The sequence below is a fragment of the Streptomyces sp. NPDC002779 genome (assembly GCF_042888685.1).
GTDB lineage: Bacteria > Actinomycetota > Actinomycetes > Streptomycetales > Streptomycetaceae > Streptomyces.
Map to the genome: position 1 here is coordinate 312304 of NZ_JBIAQC010000009.1, position 15046 is coordinate 327349.

The window sequence follows — 15046 nt, forward strand, 5'->3', positions numbered from 1 at the left end:
CCCCACACTCGGAGTGACGACATGACCATCCGTCCGAACCGGCGCACCATCCTCCTCGCCACGGGCGCGGCGGCACTCGTCGCGGGCTGCGGCGACTCAGGCGACGACGACAGCGGCTCCGCCACCACCGACCGGACCACCGGGACCACCGAGACCTCGGGCGCGCCCGAGGCCGGGGGCGAGGAGCTGACCACGACGGACGCCATCCCGGTCGGCGGCGGCAAGGTCTTCAAGGACCAGGAGGTCGTGGTGGTCCAGCCGGAGGACGGCGAGTTCAAGGGCTTCTCCGCCATCTGCACCCATCAGCGGTGCACGGTCGCCGACGTCTCGGACGGCACGATCAACTGCTCCTGCCACGGCAGCCGGTTCAGCATCACCGACGGCGCGGTGGCCAACCCGCCGGCGACGCGGCCGCTGCCGGAGAAGAAGATCACGGTGGAGGGAAATTCGATCCGCCTGGCGTGAGGCGCCGCGTACGCTCCGGGCCATGCACCCCGAGGCCCTGGTACGCGACCACACGATCTACGCCTGCGTGATGGGTTCGCGCGCCTTCGGTCTGGCGACGGACGGCAGCGACACCGACCGGCGGGGCGTCTTCCTCGCCCCCACTCCCCTGTTCTGGCGCTTCGACAAGCCGCCGACGCACGTCGAGGGCCCCGGCGAGGAGCGGTTCAGCTGGGAGCTGGAGCGCTTCTGCGAGCTGGCGCTGCGCGCGAACCCCAACATCCTGGAGTGTCTGCACTCCCCGCTCGTGGAGCACGCCGACGACACCGGCCGCGAACTGCTCGGCCTGCGCGCGGCGTTCCTGTCCCGCCAGGCCCACACCACCTTCGCGCGGTACGCCGTCGGCCAGCGCAAGAAGCTGGAGGCGGACGTCCGCAACCACGGCGCCCCGCGCTGGAAGCACGCGATGCACCTGCTGCGGCTGCTGATGAGCGCCCGCGATCTGCTGCGCACCGGCGAACTGCGGATCGACGTCGGTGATCAGCGCGAACCGCTGCTCGCGGTCAAGCGCGGCGAGCTTTCCTGGCCGGAGGTGGAGGCGTGGATGACCCGGCTGGCGCAGGAGGCGGAGGCCGCTTCCCGGCGCAGTCCGCTGCCGGCCGAGCCGGACCGGCGGCGCGTGGAGGACTTCCTGGTGCGCGTCCGCCGTGCCTCAGCGCTCCAGCCGGATCCGTACGACGAGGTCGTGCAGGGCGTCGTGGACGGTCGCCGCCTCGGGCAGGGCTGAGGCGGCCTGCGCCTCGTCCAGCAGGAGGTGCAGCCGCTCCACGTCGGCCGCCACGCGCGCGTGGTCCACCTCGGCCGGCCCGTGTTCCCGCTCCGCCTTGGCCGCGATCAGCTCGGGCAGATACCCGGGCGCCTCGCTCACCTCGCCGAGCAGGGTCGGCAGATGGGCCTGCACCTCACCGGTACGCATCAGATGGATGCCGGTGAGCAGGACCCGGAAGGTGTAGAGCAGCGGCTTGAGCTCCCCGGTCTTGGAGTGGAGCCGCCACTGGGTGTTCGCGAAGCCCCGGTAGTGGTGGGCGTGGTGGCGGGTGACGGTTCCGGGGGCGAGCGCGACCAGCTCGCGGTGCGCGTCGGTGGTGTGCACGACGAGCGGGGAGAGCAGCTGTTCCAGGACATAGCCGTTGCGGCGGAGCATCAGCCGGACGAACTTGCGCAGGTCATGGGTGACCAGGTCCATCTCCACGCCGTCCCGGTCCCACATCCTGGACCGGGTCTCGTGCGGTTCACGCAGCCCGAGCAGCTCGGCGGCGGACAGCAGGTGCACCCCGCGCAGGTCCACGTCCGAGTCGCGGGACGGGAAGCCGTACAGATGGGCGCCGGAGACGGTCGCGAAGAGCACCGGGTCGGGCTGCTCCGCGACGACGGGCGCGAGGTCGATGTCCAGGGCGTCGATCATCCGCTAAGCGTCCCAGAGCGCGCCGAGGGCGAGCAGGTCGCCCCGGTACTCGATCCGGTCCGCCCACGCGCGGGGCCATGCGTCGGCCCCGAGGTAGGCCCCCGCGAAGGCGCCCGTCAGGCAGGCGATGGAGTCCGAGTCCCCGGAGGAACAGGCGGCGCGCCGGAGGGCGGTCACCGGTTCGTCGACGAAGAGCAGGAAGCACAGCAGCCCGGTCGCCAGCGCCTCCTCGGCGATCCATCCGGCGCCGGTGGCGAGGCACGGGTCGGTCTCGGCCGACCCCGCGCGCACGGCCCCCTGGAGCCGCTCCAGCACGCCCAGGCACTCGTCCCACCCGCGCGCGATGAAGTGCTCGGGCGTCGGGTCCTGGCTGCGGGTCCACAGGTCACCGAGCCAGGTGTGGTGGTAGCGGGAGCGGTTCTCGTAGGCGTACGACCGCAGCAGGCCGACCAGTCCGGTCGGCTCGGCGCCCTGGGCGAGCAGCCGTACGGCGTGCGCGGTGAGGTCGGAGGCGGCGAGCGCCGTGGGGTGGCCGTGGGTGAGCGCGGACTGCAACTGGGCCGCGCCCGCGCGCTGTTCGTCGCTCAGCCCGGGGGCGAGGCCGATCGGCGCGACGCGCATGTTGGCGCCGCAGCCCTTGGAGTGGATCTGGCTGGCGTCCTGCCAGAGGCGTCCCTCGGCCTTCAGGAGATCGCAGGCGACGAGGCAGGTCCGGCCCGGCGCGCGGTTGTTCTCGGGCGACTGGTACCAGTCGACGAACTCCTCCCGCACCGGCCGCTCCAGCCGCTTGGGCGCGAGCACACCCCGGTCCATGGCCACCCGCAGCCCCTTGCCCAGCGCCAGCGTCATCTGGGTGTCGTCGGTGACGATCGCCGGGGTCGGCAGCTCCATCTCCCGCCACGGCCCGCACTTGGCCAGGATCGACGGCACGTCGTTGAACTCGGTCGGGAAGCCCATCGCGTCCCCGAGGGCGAGGCCCAGCAGGGATCCAGTGGCGGCACGCTTCGTCATGCGGAAGGTCCTTCCGGGGTCGGCCGCAGCAGCGGTGGGTGGAGTGCGGTGGCAGCACCCGCGCGGTACAACGCGGCCGGCTTGCCGCGGCCGCCGGTGAGGCGGGAGGCGCCGGGAACCGGCTCGACGAAGCCGGGTGTGGCCAGCACCTTGCGCCGGAAGTTCGGCCGGTCCAGGCCCGTGCCCCACACGGCCTCGTAGACCTGCTGGAGCTCGCCGAGGGTGAATTCGGGCGGGCAGAAGGCGGTGGCCAGGCAGGTGTACTCCAGCTTGGCGCCGACGCGGTCATGGGCGTCGGCCAGGATCCGGTCGTGGTCGAAGGCGAGCGCCCCGGCCTCGTCGTACGGCATCCAGCGGGCCTGCGCCGCGTCGCTGCCGCCCTGCACCTCGGGCGCGTGGGGCAGCAGGGCGGCGAAGGCGACCGAGACGACCCGCATCCGGGGGTCGCGGTCCGGCTCGCTGTAGGTCCGCAGCTGTTCCAGGTGCAATCCGGAGACGTCGGACAGGCCGGTCTCCTCGGCGAGTTCCCGCCGGGCCGCCGTCTCCGCGGACTCGTCCGGCTGCACGAAGCCGCCGGGCAGCGCCCATCGTCCGGCGTACGGCTCCTGGCCGCGCTCGACGAGCAGCACATGCAGGGCACCGGCCCGGAGCGTGAGGACGGCCAGGTCGACGGTGACGGCGAACGGTTCGTAGGCGTGCTTGTCGTACTCCACGACCGCCTCCTTAATGGTCAGTACGACTATAAAGAGGCGGGCGTGAGGTGACAACCCCCGGCTAGGACCGGCGTGCGGGCGCGAACACCGATACCGCCGCCCCCGCCGCGGCGACGCCCGCCGACACCCACAGCGCAGGCGCGGCCCCGTCCAGGAAGTCGGCCGGGGAGGCATAGCCGCCGTAGACCGTGAAGACCGCCGCGGCGGCCGCCACGCCGAAGACACCGCCGAGTTGACGCAGCGCGTTGTGGACGCCGGCCGCGATGCCCGCCTCGGTCAGCGGCACCGAGGAGGTCACGGCGTTGGCGACGCTCGGGAACACCAGGGAGATGCCGACGCCCGCGATGATCAGCGGGACGACGAGGCTGCCGTAGCCCACGCCCGGCTCCACCTGCCAGGCCAGCAGGCCGAGGCCGAGGCCCTGGAGGGCGAGGCCGCCGAGCATGAACGGCCGGGTGCCGTACCGGTCAGCGAGCGCGCCCGCGACCGGCGCGACCAGCAGCGGCATGGCGTTCCAGACGAGGATCCGCACCCCCGCCTCCAGCGGCGAGTAGCCGAGCCCGAACTGGAACAGCTGGGTGATCGTGAACAGCGAGCCCAGCAGCGAGGCGAAGAGCAGGAACCCCGCCGCGTTGGCGGTGGAGAAGCCGCGCCTGCGGAAGTGGCCGAGCGGGAGCATCGGATGCCGGGCGCCCCGCCTCTCCCAGTCCAGGAAGGCGGCCGTGAACACGATTCCGACGGCCAGCGCGGTCAGCACCTCGGCGCTCCCCCAGCCCGCCTCCGGCGCCCGCACCGGCGCCCAGGCCAGTCCGGTCAGCCCGACGGCCACCAGGACCAGGCCGATGATGTCCAGTTGGGGCCGCGTCCCGTAGCTCTCCTGGAGCTTGCGGGCGGCCAGGGGCAGCATCGCGAGCCCGACCGGCACGTTCAGCCAGAAGATCCACTGCCAGGACAGGCCCTCGGTCACGGCCCCGCCCAGCACCGGCCCGGCCGCCACTCCGAGGCCGGTCACCCCGCCCCACACCCCGATCGCCACGCCCCGCTTCTCCGCCGGGAACGCCTCGCTGATGAGGGTCAGCGTGAGCGGCAGCAGTACGGCGGCCCCGGCGCCCTGCAGCAGACGCGCCCCGATGAGCTGGTCCGAGCTGCCCGCGAGGGCCGCGGCGGCGGAGGCGAGGGTGAACACGGCGAGGCCGACGACGTACATGCGCCGCCGTCCGAACCGGTCGCCGAGCGCGGCGCCGGTCAGGGTGAGACAGGCGAAGGCCAGGTTGTAGGCGCTGATCGTCCATTCCAGCTCGGACAGGCTCGCCCCGAAGTCGGCGCGCAGGGCGGGCAGCGCGGTGGCGACGACCACCACGTCGAGCGAGCACAGCAGCGCGCCGACCCCGGCGAGGGCCACCGTCCAGCCGCGTGGTGGTGACGCCCGGTCGGGGCGCGAGGTACTGAGGGGAGCCTTGACCGTCTCGGTCATGTCTGTGCCTTCCGTGAGGTCTTGAGGTCACTCACGGAAGGCAGACCCGCCTCACCCCGGAAAGGAATCGCGCCGCCCCAGGAAGGCCAGCAGCCGGATATCCGGCCGCGCGTCCTCCGGCACGACGAGCGGCGCGGCGAACCGCACCCCCCGGTCCTCCCCCGCCACCACGCACCGCGCCACGGGCAGCAGATCGGCCGCGAGGACGACCGGCAGGGGCCGGGGCCGCCCACCGGCCTGCGCCACGTCCCAGCCGTGCACGGCGATCTCCACGGCGCCCACCGCGGCCAGCACCCCCGCCTCCAGCGGCCGTTCGCCGATCCGTACCCGGTCCGGCGGCCCCGCGGCCCAGGCACCCAGCACCGCGCACGCGCGCGTGCGGAAGCGGCACGCCCGGTCGTCCCGCGGGACCAGTCCGATCCGTCCGCCGGTCAGCCCCTCGTACAGCGCGTCCATGGAGTCGTCCAGATGCCCGAGCAGTTCCGCCAGGTCCCACCGCGCGCACGGCGTGCCCCGCGCGAGGCTCCCGGCCCGGACCTCGGCCACGCTCCCGAGGGCGTAGGCGAGCGAACGCTCCAGCAGCTCCCCGGGGTTCATCGCAGTTCCCCGGGCAGCCCGAACCGGCCGAAGACGTCGCCGTCCAGGAAGGCGGTGACCCGGCCGACCGCGCCCTCCTCGACGGTGAGCACCTGCAAGGAGTGCGGGCGCAGGACGCCGTCCGCCCCGCGCACGTACATGGCCGCCGCCGGCTGCCCGTTCGCGCGTGTGGGCAGCATCCGCAGGGTGCCCTTGTCGTGCAGCCGGGCCACCAGGAAGCGGTGCACCTCCTTGGCGCCGCGGAACCACTCCCGGAAGGGCGGCATCTCCAGCTCCACGCCGTCCCGCAACAGGGCGAGCAGGGCGTCCATGTCGGCGTTCTCGAAGGCGGCCACGTACCGGTCGAGCACCTCGCGGTCGGCGGCGCCGGACGGCTCCGTCACGAGGTCCTCCTCGGGCGCCACCTCCTCCAGCCGGGCACGCGCGCGCTGCAGGGTGCTCTTGACGGCCCCCGTCGACGTCCCGAGCAGGGAGGCGACCTCCGGCGCCCGCCAGGCCAGCACGTCCCGCAGGATGAGCACCGCGCGCTGACGCGCGGGCAGATGCTGGAGCGCGGCGACCAGGGCGAGCCGCAGACTGCCCCGGGCGGCCACCACCGAGGCGGGGTCGACGAGCGCGTCGGGCAGCGGCTGGAGCCAGGGAACGTCCGTCACAGGGCCGCTCAGCGGCTCCTCGGGCGCCTGGGAGGGCTCACCGAGCCCGGTGGGCAGCGGACGCCGCGCACGGCCCTCCAGCGCCGTCAGACACGTGTTGGTGGCGATCCGGTGCAGCCAGGTCCGCAGGGACGCACGGCCCGCGTAGCCGTCGTAGGACCGCCAGGCCCGCAGATAGGTCTCCTGCACCAGGTCCTCGGCCTCGTCGACCGAGCCCAGCATCCGGTAGCAGTGCGCGAGCAGCTCCCGCCGGTAGGGGTCCGTCAGCCGTACGAATTCCTCGCGGTCCGTCGTCGCCACGATGGCCCTCCCTCTCGCCGGTCATGAGCCCGGTCATGAATCCGGTCATGAACCCGGTCAGGGGTACAGACCGGCGAGAGGGCGAAAAGGCATCGCCTAAAGGTCGACTTCCTTCAGCAGCATGCCGACCTCGGTGTTCGACAAGCGGCGCAGCCAGCCCGACTTCTGGTCGCCCAGCGTGATCGGCCCGAAGGAGGTGCGCACCAGCTTCTCGACGGGGAAGCCGGCCTCGGCCAGCATCCGGCGCACGATGTGCTTGCGGCCCTCGTGCAGGGTGACCTCGACGAGGTAGTTCTTGCCGGTCTGCTCCACGACGCGGAAGTGGTCCGCCTTGGCGTACCCGTCCTCCAGCTGGATGCCGTCCTTGAGCCGCTTGCCCAGGTCGCGCGGGATGGGGCCGACGATGGCGGCGAGGTAGGTCTTCTTCACACCGTACTTGGGGTGGGTCAGCCGGTGCGCCAGCTCGCCGTGGTTGGTGAGCAGGATGACGCCCTCGGTCTCGGTGTCGAGCCGCCCGACGTGGAAGAGCCGCGTCTCCCGGTTGGTGACGTAGTCGCCGAGGCACTGGCGCCCGTCGGGGTCCTCCATGGTGGAGACGACACCGGCGGGCTTGTTCAGCGAGAAGAACTGGTACGACTGCGTCGCCACGGTCAGGCCGTCGACCTTGACCTCGTCCTTCTCCGGGTCGACCCGCTTGCCCTGCTCCAGCACGATCTCGCCGTTGACCTCGACCCGTGCCTGCTCGATCAGCTCCTCGCAGGCCCGGCGGGAGCCGTAGCCCGCGCGCGCGAGGACCTTCTGCAGCCGCTCGCCCTCCTGCTCGGCGCCGGGGAAGGTCTTGGGGAGCTTGATCTCCGGCTTGCCGGCGTACCGGTCGCGGTTGCGCTCCTCCGCGCGCGTCTCGTACTCGCGGGAGCGCGCCGGAGCCGTCCGGCCGCCGGAGCGCTGGCCCTGCTTGGGGCCGCCCTTGGCGCCACCGCGGGCCGAGGGGCCGCGGCCCGACTTCGGGCCGTCGTGCGTGGCGCTGGGGCCGACGTCGTAGCGCCGCTCCTCCGGGCGCGGCTTGTTCGGACGGCCGCTGCCCTGCTTGTCGTCGCGGTTGTTGCCGGCACCGCGGAAGTTACCGCGGCCACCGCCACTCCCGCCGCGGCCGCCGCTGTTGCCACCACGGCTCCCGCCGTTGTTTCCGCTGCTGTTCCTGCCGCTGCTGCTTCGCATCAAAATTCCGTCTGGTCGTCTGCGTCGTCGGAACCCGGCACATCGGGTGCGTCCGGATCGAACGACGGAACCCCTTCCAGGGTCTCGGCCTCGATCGCCTCCGCCTCGGGGAGGAAGGGCGCGAGCTCCGGAAGCTCGTCCAGGCCGCGCAGGCCCATCCGCTCCAGGAAGTAGTTCGTCGTCCTGTACAGGATCGCACCTGTTTCGGGTTCCGTGCCCGCCTCCTCGACCAGACCCCGCTGCAGGAGGGTGCGCATGACGCCGTCGCAGTTGACTCCGCGCACCGCCGAGACCCGGCTGCGGCTGACCGGCTGCCGGTACGCCACCACCGCCAGTGTCTCCAGCGCGGCCTGGGTGAGCCGGGCCTGCTGGCCGTCCAGGACGAAGCCCTCGACGGCCGCCGCGTACTCGGGACGCGAGTAGAAGCGCCAGCCGCCGGCGATCAGCCGGAGCTCGAACCCGCGGCCCTGGACGGTGTACTCGTCGGCCAGCTCGCGCAACGCGTCCGCGATCTGCCGCCGGGGCCGCTGGAGGATCTTGGCGAGGTGCTCCTCGGTCGCGGGCTCGTCGACGACCATGAGGACAGCCTCCAGGGCCGGCTTGAGCTCGAGGTCGGCCGTGGCCCGCTGCCCGGCGGGCGGCTCGCTGATCTCCTCGCTCACGTCTTCTCCTCCTTGGGCGGCTCGGGCGGCCGGTCGAACTCGTCGGTCACCATCGGGCGGCCGTCGCCCTCCGCGCCGGTCCACCGCACGATCAGGTCGCCGAGGGCGGTCTCCTGGTCGAGGGCGACGGCCTTCTCCCGGTACAGCTCCAGCAGCGCCAGGAACCGCGCCACGACGGTCAGGGTGTCGTCGGTGTCCGCGACGAGCGCGCGGAAGCTGGCCTCGCCGAGCTCCTTCAGCCGCGCGACGACGATCCCGGCCTGCTCCTGGACGCTGACCAGCGGGGCGTGGATGTGGTCGACGTACACCTGCGGCTTGGGCTTGGGCTGCATCGCCTTCACAGCGAGCTTCGCGAACCCTTCCGGGCCGATGCTGATGACCACCTCGGGCAGCAGCTCGGCGTGGTGCGGTTCGAGGCCGACGGTACGGGGGTAGCGCCGGGCCTCCTCGTCGAGCCGGCGGTTGAAGATGTCGGCGATCTGCTTGTACGCGCGGTACTGCAGCAGCCGCGCGAAGAGCAGGTCCCGCGCTTCGAGGAGGGCGAGATCGGCCTCGTCCTCGACCTCGGCGGCGGGCAGCAGCCGGGCCGCCTTGAGGTCCAGCAGGGTGGCGGCGACCACGAGGAACTCGGTCGTCTCGTCCAGGTCCCAGTCCGGCCCGAGGGCCCGGATGTACGCCATGAACTCGTCGGTCACCTTGGACAGGGCGACCTCGGTGACGTCCAGCTTGTGCTTGGAGATCAGCTGGAGGAGCAGGTCGAAGGGGCCCTCGAAGTTGGCGAGCCGGACCTTGAAGACACCGTCATCGGCCGCCGCCGGCTCGGACTCGGGCCCGGCGACCGCGGACTCAGCGGCAACGGCCTCGGGCACCGGCTCAGGCTCGACCAGCGGCACCTCGGGCTCCGGCTCGGCGGCATCCGCCTCGGCCTCTCGCTCACCTTCGCCCGGCAGCGCCTCCGGCTCCGGCTCGGCCGGCCGGACGGCTCCCGGCCCCCGGCCGAGCGCACGCCGCCGGCCGCCGGAGGCACCGGTGCCGGGGACGGGGACGTCGTTCGAGGTCATAGCCCTCGCAGGCTACCGCTACCGCCCGCGAAGCCGTCGTACGAGGATGCTGGCGTCCCCGCGGCTCTCCAGATCCGCGAGCACCACGGCCACCGCCTCGCGGACGATCCGCCCGCGGTCCACGGCGAGGCCGTGCTCGCCCCGGAGCACCAGACGCGCGTGCTCCAGATCCATCAGCTCCTCGGCCGAGACGTACACGGTGATCTTCTCGTCGTGCCGTTCACGCCCGCTCGGCCGCCGCGAGGCGGCCCGTCCGCGCTTGGTGCGCGGCGCCGAGGCGTCGCCAGAACCTTCCTGCACCGCCGGCCGCCGTCCGGACCGCTCCGCGGCGGCGCCCCGGCTCCGGGACTCGCCGGACTCCGCCGGCTCCGCGTCCGCCGCGACATGCTCCGCGCCCTCGCCGCCCTGTGCGGGAACCGACTGCGGGGCGTCCTCCGCGGCGGCGCTGTCGCTCTCCCCCGCGGGAGCGGGCACCCGGGCCTCGCCGTTGGCCCCCCGGCGGGGAGTGGACGCCTGGAGCGCCATCCCCCCTGTCGTACGGAACAGTTCGTCGGCCCCCGGCAGACTCACTCGGCGTGACACCGGGCGAGCACCTCCCTGGCGAGCTGGCGGTAGGCGGCGGCGCCGACGGAGTTGGAGGCGTAGGTGGTGATCGGCTCACCGGCGACCGTGGTCTCCGGGAAGCGGACCGTGCGCCCGATGACCGTGTGGTAGACGTGGTCGTCGAACGCCTCGACGACGCGCGCGAGCACCTCACGGCTGTGCACGGTGCGCGAGTCGTACATCGTGGCGAGGATCCCGTCGAGCTCCAGCTCCGGGTTGAGCCGCTCCTGGACCTTCTCGATGGTCTCCGTCAGCAGCGCCACACCACGGAGGGCGAAGAACTCGCACTCCAGCGGGACAATCACCTTGTGCGCGGCCGTCAGGGCGTTGACCGTGAGCAGGCCGAGCGAGGGCTGACAGTCGATCACGATGTAGTCGTAGTCGGCCATGAGCGGCTTCAGCGCGCGCTGGAGCGTCGACTCGCGCGCGACCTCGGAGACCAGCTGGACCTCCGCCGCCGACAAGTCGATATTGCTCGGCAGCAGGTCCATGTTGGGGACCGCGGTCTTCAGCAGGACCTCGTCGGCCGCCATGCCCCGCTCCATGAGCAGGTTGTAGACGGTGAGGTCGAGCTCCATCGGGTTGACACCGAGTCCGACCGACAGCGCGCCCTGCGGGTCGAAGTCCACGAGCAGGACCCGGCGTCCGTACTCCGCGAGCGCGGCACCCAGGTTGATGGTCGACGTCGTCTTGCCGACGCCGCCCTTCTGGTTGCACATCGCGATGATCTTCGCCGGGCCGTGATCGGTCAGCGGCCCCGGGATCGGGAAGTACGGCAGCGGCCGGCCCGTCGGGCCGATGCGCTCGCGACGCTGACGGGCAGCGTCGGGCGCGAGCGTGGCCGCGTACTCGGGGTCGGGCTCGTACTCCGCGTCGGGATCGTAGAAGTGCCCCTCGGGCAGTTCGTCGTAGTCGGCGAAGTGGTTGTGGGGCGCGCCACTTCCGTCGCCGGCCATGGCGTTCACGTGATGGCCATCCATGCTCTGGTGTGCTGACAGAGTCGTCCCTGTCATCTGGTGACTCTGGTGGGCTGCGAAGGTGCGCACCGCCACGGAGCCGACAGCCTCGTACTCCGCAGGAGCCTGGCCCCGCGCAGGGCTTCCTGGTTGACCACCCCCGGGAGAAAATGTCGACTCATTCACAAGTCGTCTTACCTCCTTGGGGACCAGGAAACTTCTAGACAAGGTCAGCGTGGCACCATGCCGACGGTTGGCGACTCTATGGCGTGTCGGCGGTCCGCAGCAACACAATCCGCCGGACCCGGCAGGATGTGTCGGCAATGAAACATCCCTCTGTCAAGGGCGTACGGCCGTCGCACGGTAGGTTTCACCGGTGTGCGAATCGGTCGAAGGGTTACGTTCGAGGCGAGTTGACCGAGCCTCGCAAAGTGACCATACACACATCCGGCCGGACCTTGTCGGCAAGGTCCGGCCGGGTGTGCGACGTTGACGACGCGTGTTGACGTATCGCCTTTACGAAAAGGTGACTTAGCAGTTCACCGGCGTCGGCGGGCTCAGCCGAGCAGCGTCGCCAGCTCCACGTGCTCCAGGTCGTGCGCCTCGGCGACCTCGCGGTAAACGACCTTGCCGTCATGGGTGTTGAGGCCCTTGGCGAGCGCCGGGTCACGGCGCAGCGCCTCCACCCAGCCCCGGTTGGCCAGCTCCACGATGTACGGCAGCGTGGCGTTGGTCAGCGCGTAGGTGGAGGTGTTGGGCACCGCGCCGGGCATGTTGGCGACGCAGTAGAAGACCGAGTCGTGGACCTGGAAGGTCGGCTCGGCGTGCGTGGTCGGGTGCGAGTCCTCGAAGCAGCCGCCCTGGTCGATCGCGATGTCGACAAGGACACTTCCCGGCTTCATGCGCGAGACGAGCTCGTTGGTGACCAGCTTCGGGGCCTTGGCACCCGGGATCAGCACGGCGCCGATGACGAGGTCGGCGTCGAGGACGGCCTTCTCCAGCTCGAAGGAGTTGGACATGATCGCCCGCACCTTGGTGCCGAAGACCTTGTCGGCCTCGCGCAGCTTGTTGATGTCACGGTCGAGCAGCGTGACGTGGAAGCCCATGCCGACGGCGATCTGGGTGGCGTTCCAGCCGGAGACGCCGCCGCCGATGACCACGGCCTTGGCGGGCTGGGTGCCGGGGACGCCACCGGGCAGCACACCGCGGCCGCCGGCCGAGCGCATCAGGTGGTAGGCGCCGACCTGCGGGGCGAGCCGGCCCGCGACCTCGGACATCGGGGCGAGCAGCGGCAGCGCGCGGGAGGGCAGCTCGACCGTCTCGTAGGCGATGGCGGTGGTACCGGACTCGATCAGGGCGTCCGTGCACTCCTTGGAGGCGGCCAGGTGCAGGTAGGTGAAGAGCGTCTGGTCCTTGCGGAGGCGGTGGTACTCCTCGGCAATGGGCTCCTTGACCTTCAGCAGCAGGTCAGCGGTGGCCCACACCTCGTCGGCGGTGTCCAGGATCCGGGCACCCGCGGCCACGTACTCGGCGTCGGGGATCGAGGAGCCGACGCCGGCGCCACGCTCGATGACGACCTGGTGGCCGTTGCGCACCAGCTCGTGCACACCGGCGGGGGTGATGGCCACCCGGAACTCGTTGTTCTTGACCTCGCGGGGGATGCCGACCTTCACGTCGATCACGGTCCTTGGCTCAGGGGGTGTGGGGCATTGCAAGACATACCCAGGCATGCAAGGGCACACCGGGAGACACCGCAGGAGAAGGTGCGGCAGAGCCAGTCTAATGAAGGTGTTCCCGCTGTCTAGCCTTTCATTGCATTAATCTTCAGCGGGTGTACTACGGATTTCGCAGGCGTTAGCTGCTTGTAGCGCCTCTTTCCGGCTCTGGCTCCCCCTCCGGGAGCTCTTCACCCAGCATGCGCTCGGCCGCCCCGCGGTGCAGTCGAGCGGCGGCGGAGTCCCCGAGGCGGTCCAAGGTGTCGGCGAGCCGCACATGCAGCGCCGCCTGGAGCCGTACGTCCTCGGCACGGCGCGCCCAGTCCACCGCCTCCTGGCAGGTGCGCAGCGACTCCGCGGGCCGGCCCGCGTACTCCTGGACCCGGGCCAGCTCGCTCAACGCCCGCGCCTGGGCGGCGACATCGCCGCTCTTGCGGTACCCGGCGACCGCGGCCCGCCAGCTGCGCTGCGCCTCGCCGTAACGCCCCGCGAAGGTGTGCGCGGCGCCGATCCGGCCGTACACCCGGGCCGCCTCCGCGCGCTCGTCCCGGGCCAGCCGCTGGGCGAGCGCGCGGCCGAACCAGTCGGCGGCCCGGTCGTAGTCCCCGAGCTCCAGATGAGCGCCGCCTACGGATTCCATCGCGCGGGCGGTCGCATACGGATCGTTCGCCTCGCGTCCGGCGTCCAGCGCGGCCCGGTACCGCACCAGCGCCTCCCGGGTCCGTCCGGTCCGCGCGTCCAGGTCTCCGAGGTTCAGCAGGGCGGCGGCCCGCTCACGGGGCAGGTTCCGGCGTCCGGCCACGTCCAGCACCAATCCGTGGATGCCGTAGAGGTCACCGGCCGCGGCCTGGGTGCCGAAGTGGGCGACCATGGCGCGCACCAGCTGGGACATCAGCCGCCGGGCCAGGGTGTCCAGCTCCCCGTCGGCGACGGCGAGCCGGGCTGCGGCCAGCAGGGCGGGCCGGCGGATGCGCAGCCAGTCGGCCGCCGCCCGGGGGCTGGGAAAGCGCAGGGAGCGCGGCATGCCGAGCAGCTTCTCCCGCGCCTGCGGGCTGTCGGTCTCGGTGATCGCCCGGCACGACTGGAGCAGCCGCACGGTCCGCTCCAGCATGCGGGCGCGGGCCAGCTGCAGCTCGGCGGCCCGGTCCTGGGTCTCGGTGAGCGCCCTGAGCAGGGGGTGCAGACAGCCGGGGACCTCGTACTGCGGCAGCGGGGAGTCGACGGCGCGCAGCAGGCCGAGGGCGACGAAGTCGTCCAGGGTGGTGCGGGCGCCGCTGACCGAGCAGCCGGCCAGCGCGGAGGCGGTGTGCGGGTCGACCAGTCCGGCCGGGGCGAGGCTGAGCAGTCGCAGTATCCGGGCGGCGGTGGCGGGCAGGGTGGCGTAGGAGAGCCGGAAGATACGGGCGAGGGGGCTGCCGGCGGTGTCCTCGTCGGGCTCGGCGTGCAACTGCTTGGCGAGGTCGGCGACGGCGGACTTGGGGCGGGCGGCGAGCCAGCCGCCGGCCAGCATCAGCGCGGCCGGGTGCGCCTGGCACTCCTCGACCAGTCCCTCGGCGGCCCGGGGGTCGACGGTGATCCGCACCGATCCCGCGTGCCGGGACAGCAGTTCCACGGCCGACTTGGTGTCGAGCCCGCCGAGGGTGCAGGGGCGGACGTCGGCGATCCCGGTCAGCGGCCCCGCGGAGACGGCGACGGCCAGGCAGTCCGGGGTGTCCGGGAGCAGGGCGTCGACCTGTTCGGCGGTGGCCGCGTCATCGAGCACTAGCAGGACCTTGCGATCGGCGAGGGCTTCCCGCAGCGCCGCGGTGAGGTCGTCCTCGGCGGCACCGGCCGGGCTCGGCAGATCCAGGGCGGTGAGCAGATCGCGGGCGACGGCGTCGACCGGGACGGGGGTGCCGTCGGGCTCGCTGAGCCGGGCGCGCAGCACACCGTCGCCGTACCGGTCGGCGACCTGCCGCACCAGCTCCTCGGCGAGCGCGGTGCGGCCGGAGCCGGGGCGACCGGCGATCAGCAGCACGCGCGCGCGGGGGGCCTTCTTCCCAGAGAGGGTGTCCAGGCCCGCCCGCTCGATGTCGACGAGGAGTTCCTTCAACTCCCGCGTCCGGCCCAGGAATTGACCGGTCGACAGCTCGACGCCGCCGGTGTCCACCGCCTGATCCGTCACGGGCCACACT

The 15046-nt window shown here is 72.3% G+C and carries 14 protein-coding genes and 1 pseudogene; 2 read left to right on the forward strand and 13 right to left on the reverse strand.

From position 1 onward, the window contains the following. The first annotated feature begins 21 nt into the window (after positions 1-21). Positions 22-465 carry a Rieske (2Fe-2S) protein gene (locus ACFYW5_RS26035; RefSeq protein WP_389419491.1) on the forward strand — a complete coding sequence of 148 codons (444 nt, stop codon included), beginning with the start codon at positions 22-24 and terminating at the stop codon, positions 463-465. A 22-nt stretch (positions 466-487) separates the two neighbouring features. Beyond that, on the forward strand, positions 488-1231 hold the full coding sequence (locus tag ACFYW5_RS26040) for a DNA polymerase beta superfamily protein (RefSeq protein WP_389419492.1): 744 nt from the start codon (positions 488-490) through the stop codon (positions 1229-1231). On the opposite strand, the gene ACFYW5_RS26045 is transcribed toward ACFYW5_RS26040, so the two are convergent. The 13 genes and pseudogenes from ACFYW5_RS26045 to ACFYW5_RS26105 all read right to left on the reverse strand — a co-directional run bounded on the left by ACFYW5_RS26045 (position 1157) and on the right by ACFYW5_RS26105 (position 15036). Next, positions 1157-1909 carry a DNA polymerase beta superfamily protein gene (locus tag ACFYW5_RS26045; protein ID WP_389419493.1) on the reverse strand — a complete coding sequence of 251 codons (753 nt, stop codon included), beginning with the start codon at positions 1907-1909 and terminating at the stop codon, positions 1157-1159. The genes ACFYW5_RS26040 and ACFYW5_RS26045 overlap by 75 nt on opposite strands. 3 nt (positions 1910-1912) lie before the next feature. Next, positions 1913-2920: an ADP-ribosylglycohydrolase family protein gene (locus ACFYW5_RS26050; protein ID WP_389419494.1), complete on the reverse strand. Its 1008-nt coding sequence runs from the start codon at positions 2918-2920 to the stop codon at positions 1913-1915. Further along, complete coding sequence (locus ACFYW5_RS26055) at positions 2917-3633, reverse strand: NUDIX domain-containing protein (protein WP_389419495.1); 717 nt, start codon at positions 3631-3633, stop codon at positions 2917-2919. The genes ACFYW5_RS26050 and ACFYW5_RS26055 overlap by 4 nt, the downstream gene beginning before the upstream one ends. A 61-nt stretch (positions 3634-3694) precedes the next feature. Then, the gene (locus ACFYW5_RS26060; RefSeq protein WP_389419496.1) at positions 3695-5107 is read right to left on the reverse strand and encodes an MFS transporter; all 1413 of its coding nucleotides are present in this window, start codon (positions 5105-5107) and stop codon (positions 3695-3697) included. A 51-nt stretch (positions 5108-5158) separates the two neighbouring features. After that, positions 5159-5704, reverse strand: coding sequence for a TIGR03086 family metal-binding protein (locus ACFYW5_RS26065; protein WP_389419497.1), 546 nt, complete (start codon positions 5702-5704; stop codon positions 5159-5161). Next, on the reverse strand, positions 5701-6660 hold the full coding sequence (locus tag ACFYW5_RS26070) for a sigma-70 family RNA polymerase sigma factor (protein WP_389419533.1): 960 nt from the start codon (positions 6658-6660) through the stop codon (positions 5701-5703). Before ACFYW5_RS26070 ends, ACFYW5_RS26065 begins: the two co-directional genes overlap by 4 nt. A 93-nt stretch (positions 6661-6753) precedes the next feature. Further along, complete coding sequence (locus ACFYW5_RS26075; RefSeq protein ID WP_389419498.1) at positions 6754-7875, reverse strand: pseudouridine synthase; 1122 nt, start codon at positions 7873-7875, stop codon at positions 6754-6756. Then, positions 7875-8537, reverse strand: a complete 663-nt coding sequence (gene scpB, locus ACFYW5_RS26080) for an SMC-Scp complex subunit ScpB (protein WP_389419499.1) — start codon at positions 8535-8537, stop codon at positions 7875-7877. Before scpB ends, ACFYW5_RS26075 begins: the two co-directional genes overlap by 1 nt. Continuing rightward, positions 8534-9598 (reverse strand): segregation and condensation protein A, encoded by a 1065-nt coding sequence (locus ACFYW5_RS26085; protein ID WP_389419500.1) that lies wholly within the window; start codon positions 9596-9598, stop codon positions 8534-8536. The genes scpB and ACFYW5_RS26085 overlap by 4 nt, the downstream gene beginning before the upstream one ends. An 18-nt stretch (positions 9599-9616) precedes the next feature. Then, positions 9617-10180, reverse strand: coding sequence for a hypothetical protein (locus ACFYW5_RS26090; protein ID WP_389419501.1), 564 nt, complete (start codon positions 10178-10180; stop codon positions 9617-9619). Next, entirely contained in the window at positions 10165-11343 is a 1179-nt protein-coding gene (locus tag ACFYW5_RS26095; RefSeq protein WP_250076661.1) for a ParA family protein, read from the reverse strand. Before ACFYW5_RS26095 ends, ACFYW5_RS26090 begins: the two co-directional genes overlap by 16 nt. A gap of 371 nt (positions 11344-11714) precedes the next feature. Beyond that, positions 11715-12839, reverse strand: a complete 1125-nt coding sequence (gene ald / locus ACFYW5_RS26100) for an alanine dehydrogenase (RefSeq protein WP_389419502.1) — start codon at positions 12837-12839, stop codon at positions 11715-11717. Between the two features lie 135 nt (positions 12840-12974). After that, positions 12975-15036 (reverse strand): annotated as a pseudogene (locus tag ACFYW5_RS26105) (tetratricopeptide repeat protein). Positions 15037-15046 lie beyond the last annotated feature (10 nt).